This window comes from Microcoleus sp. BM001215392 (genome assembly GCF_036700185.1).
GTDB lineage: Bacteria > Cyanobacteriota > Cyanobacteriia > Cyanobacteriales > Microcoleaceae > Microcoleus.
The window spans coordinates 1-1,609 of sequence record NZ_JAUBOJ010000690.1 but is presented as its reverse complement, the minus strand read 5'-3'; the positions used below and the strand labels follow the sequence as shown (position 1 = coordinate 1,609).

Sequence of the window (1,609 nt, the reverse complement as noted above, 5' to 3'; positions counted from 1 at the left end):
ATCAGACGGCGGTAATTGATGAGAAGGGGAACCGTAGCGAGTCTGAGTATAATATGATGAATCAGCTCGTTAAGGTGACGGCGGCTGACCCGGATGGTAGCGGGCCGTTGACTTCGCCGGTGACGAGTTACGGTTACGATAAGAATGGGAATCAGGTGTTGATGATTGACCCGTTGGGCAGGAGGACTCAGTATCGGTATGACAGTCGGAATCGCTTAAGTGAAACGGTGAATCCTGATGGTAATGTGGAGAAAATGCGGTATGATGCGGATAATAATCAGACGGCGAGTTTTGATGCCAAAGGGAATCGGACAAATAAGGTTTACGATGCGCGGGGTCGGTTAATTCTGGAAGTTGATGCTAGTGAGAAAATTACTCGTTTTGAGTACGATGCTGCTAATCAATTAAAGGCTCAAGTTGATGCGAATAATAATCGGACTGAGAACAAGTATGATGAGTTGGGAAGAAGAACGGATGTGACTGAAGGGGCAACGACTGCGATCGCTAGTACGAGCAAGACAGAGTACGATAAAGCTGGGAATGTTACTGCTGAAATTGATGGCAACAATAACAAGACTCAGTATGTTTACGATGCCAGAAACCGTCAAACCAAAATTACCGATGCTTTAACTCCATCTGGAACCACCACCACAGAATACGATAAAGTTGGCAATGTTTTATCGATAACCGACCCATTGCAGAACAAGACGAGTTTCACTTACGATCCCAAAAATCGGTTAAAAACAGAAACCAATCAATTCAATAAAACTTGTTCCTTTGAATACGATAAAGCCAACAACCGCACTAAGGTTACTGACCGCAACAACCGCGTCCTTTCTTTTACTTACGATGGACTTAATCGGGAGACCGCGGAAAATTGGCTCAATGCGAATGGCAATCCTATTCGCAGCATTACCTCTACTTATGATGCGGCCAGTCAGCTAACATCTGTAACAGACCCTGATTCGACTTACAAGTTTAGTTATGACGCCAAAGGACGGCAAATTGGAGTTGACAATACAGGAACTCCAGGAGTGCCGAATGTGTTGTTGAATTACACCTACGATAGCGAAGACAATTTGCTGTCTGTCAGTGATACGATTAACGGTACGCCGTCGGGAACTACTGCTTACACCTACGACGCGCTAAACAGGGTTAGCCGCATTACTCAAAGCGGTAATGGTGTGGCATCGAAGCGGGTAGATTTTGGTTACGATAATATCGGTAAAATCAAGTCTGTGAATCGCTATGGAGATTTAAGCGGCACTCAGTTGGTAAGGGGAACTACTTACACTTATGATGCTAAGAATCGTTTGGATGTTCTGAGTCACGGTAGCGGGGTTTCTTATGACTTTGATTACGATAATGCAAATCGGATTAGCAAGATTACTGATGTAGATGGGTTTACTAATTACACCTATGACAACAACAATCAGTTGACTGTTGCTGACCATTCCAATACTAACAAGCCGGATGAAGGTTTCAGTTACGATGCGAATGGGAATCGGAATAGTTCTGGGTATCAGACGGGAACTAATAATCGGTTGAATTCTGATCAATACTTCGGACAGTTTTTAAGCAGCGAGAGTACCATAGGATAGGACTGACG

The 1,609-nt window shown here is 44.1% G+C and carries 1 pseudogene; it reads left to right on the top strand.

The annotated features are described in order from the left end of the window. Positions 1 to 1,601: pseudogene (locus tag QT974_RS34190) on the top strand (FG-GAP-like repeat-containing protein); the annotation flags it as partial. Positions 1,602 to 1,609 lie beyond the last annotated feature (8 nt).